This is a genomic window from Streptomyces sp. (assembly GCF_035563135.1).
Lineage (GTDB): Bacteria > Actinomycetota > Actinomycetes > Streptomycetales > Streptomycetaceae > Streptomyces.
The window spans coordinates 1-2210 of the sequence record NZ_DATMVN010000137.1 but is presented as its reverse complement, the minus strand read 5'-3'; the positions used below and the strand labels follow the sequence as shown (position 1 = coordinate 2210).

The 2210-nt window shown below is 72.3% G+C and carries 3 protein-coding genes; all 3 read right to left on the bottom strand.

What is annotated here, in order from left to right; genetic code table 11:
• Positions 1 to 253 precede the first annotated feature (253 nt).
• On the bottom strand, positions 254 to 634 hold the full coding sequence (locus VN520_RS05825) for a VOC family protein (protein ID WP_325745763.1): 381 nt from the start codon (positions 632 to 634) through the stop codon (positions 254 to 256).
• A 92-nt stretch (positions 635 to 726) separates the two neighbouring features.
• Positions 727 to 1026: a DUF2218 domain-containing protein gene (locus VN520_RS05820; protein ID WP_325745762.1), complete on the bottom strand. Its 300-nt coding sequence runs from the start codon at positions 1024 to 1026 to the stop codon at positions 727 to 729.
• A gap of 40 nt (positions 1027 to 1066) precedes the next feature.
• Positions 1067 to 1945 (bottom strand): class III extradiol ring-cleavage dioxygenase, encoded by an 879-nt coding sequence (locus tag VN520_RS05815; protein WP_325745761.1) that lies wholly within the window; start codon positions 1943 to 1945, stop codon positions 1067 to 1069.
• Positions 1946 to 2210 lie beyond the last annotated feature (265 nt).

The following is a 2210-nucleotide window of genomic DNA, read 5'->3' as shown; positions in this document are numbered from 1 at the left end:
ACGCCTTCGCCCCCCGGCGGCTGGCCGGACCATGACGGGTGCGAAACCGGATGGGGCTGGCCGGCTTGCGGTCCGACGACACGCCGTCCCGCCACACGGCCTCGACCGCCGTCGGATGCGCCCACGATCCCCACCGACGTCTCGGCCAGAACCGGAGTCGCCATCTCCGGAGAGGGGCCGTCGCCGAGATGTCCACCGACGAGGCCTGTCGGCTGCCGGTCCACAGCGGTCGCGGCAGACCGGCAGGCGGACGTCAGCGGGGCTGCGGCTTGCTCTCGTTGAGGCCGTAGACACGGCCGTCGACACCGCGGAAGTGCCGGTAGGCGTAGTCCAGGTCCGGAACCCGGTTGATCTCGCCCAGGAGCTCCCCGCCGGCTGCGGCGATCTCGGCACTGGCCGCCTCGACGTCGTCGACCCGGAAGCCGAAGGCGATGGAGCCGTTGTAGCCGAAGTCCGGTGCGGTCTGGGGCGTGTAGAGCTCCAGCATCCCCCCGTCCGGGAGCGCGTACACGAAGACGCCGTTCATCTCCATGGCGAGGGGGAGACCGAGGGTCTCGCCGATGAACGCCTTCTGGGCCTCGAGGTTCTCGGGCTCGACGGTGATGGAGTGCCAGGTGATGGCGTTGACGATCATGGCGGTGTCCTCTTCTGTGGGTGGGTGGTGCGGTGCTGCCGGGCGCGCTGGGCCCGGACCCGGGCTGGGCCCCGCGTCCGGGACGTCCGCTGTCAGTGGCTGTCGCGGTGCCAGGTGACCGTGAGGCCGGCACGCGCACCGAAGCGCTCGAGGTGGCTCCCGAGGGCGTGTTCGAGGCGGTCCAACGTCTCGACGTCGGGCGCCTCGGCGCGCAACGTGAGCACGTCGTCGCCGACGATGATCCGGCCGCGGGCGTCCCCGACGAGCGTCGTCCAGGCGCCCTCGGCGTCCTCGGTGAACGGGACCTTGCGGCCCAGGTGCGAGACCAGCTGTTTGGCGTAGCGGGCCGGGGCATCGGTGCGCACGTCAGCGCGCGAGGAGAAGGTGGTCATCGGTGCCTCCTGTCTGGAGTCGGGCGACCGGGGGCTCCGGTCAGGCCGCCTGGATCGAGCGGATCGAGTTGCCGTGCCACATGCCGTCGAAGGCCGTGGTCACGGACTGCCCGGGCGTGGTGCCCGCCCCGAGGGTGAGCAGGAGGGGCACGAAGTGGTCGGCGGTCGGGTGGGCGACGGCGGCGCCCGGGCCCTTGGTGCGGTAGTCGATCAGCGCGTCGACGTCGTGGCGCGCGAGGGCGTCGGTGGCCCATTCGTCGAAGGCCTCGGTGTACCCCTGCAGTTCCGGACGGCGGAAGACCGCGAAGCTGTGGGTCATGAAGCCGGAGCCCATGACGAGGACGCCCTCCTCGCGGAGCGAGCGCAGGCGCCGGCCCAGCGCCAGCAGCGCCTCGGGATCCAGGCTGGGCATGCTCACCTGCACGACCGGCACGTCGGCGGCCGGGTACATGGCCATGAGGGGGATGAAGGCGCCGTGGTCCAGGCCCCGGTCGACGTAGTGGTGCAGCGGGGTGGTGTCGCTCAAGGTCGCCGCGATGCGCTGGGCCAGCCCGGTGGCGTCCGGTGTGGCGTACTGCAACGTGTAGTAGCGCGGGTGGAAGCCGCCGAAGTCGTAGTACAGCGGCGTGCCGGCGGCGGCGCCGGAGATCGCCAGCGGGGCGTTCTCCCAGTGCGCGGAGACCACGACGATGGCCCGGGGCTTGGGCATGGACTGCGACCAGGTGAACAGGGAGTCCAGCCACTCCGGAGCGTCGAGGGTGGGCGGCGCGCCGTGGCTCACGAACAGCGCCGGCAGCGGCCCGTCGTCCGGAGTCCAGCCCCGGTGGGCGCGCGCCTGCGGCAGGACCCGCGCGAGCAGGTCGTCGTAGGCGCCGGCCGGCGCAGCCGGGTTCAGGAGGTCGTGCATCTGCTGGTTCATCGCGCTGCTCCCTCGCAGGTGGGTGAGCGGCTGCTCGCAGGTGGCTGCGGGACGGTCGCCCGGTCGGTGCTCGCCCTCGGGCGCGCACTCCTCACAACTTACTTGACACCGCAAGCATTTCGGCTAGCGGTGTGCCGTAGGTCACACCGGGCGCGGGAGAACTGCCGGCGCTCGATCTGCCCATGACGTCAGAGCGGGATGGACCGTCCCCGGAGCCGTCGGCCGGGTCGGCGGGGACCGCCTCCGGCGCGTCCGGTGCCCGACC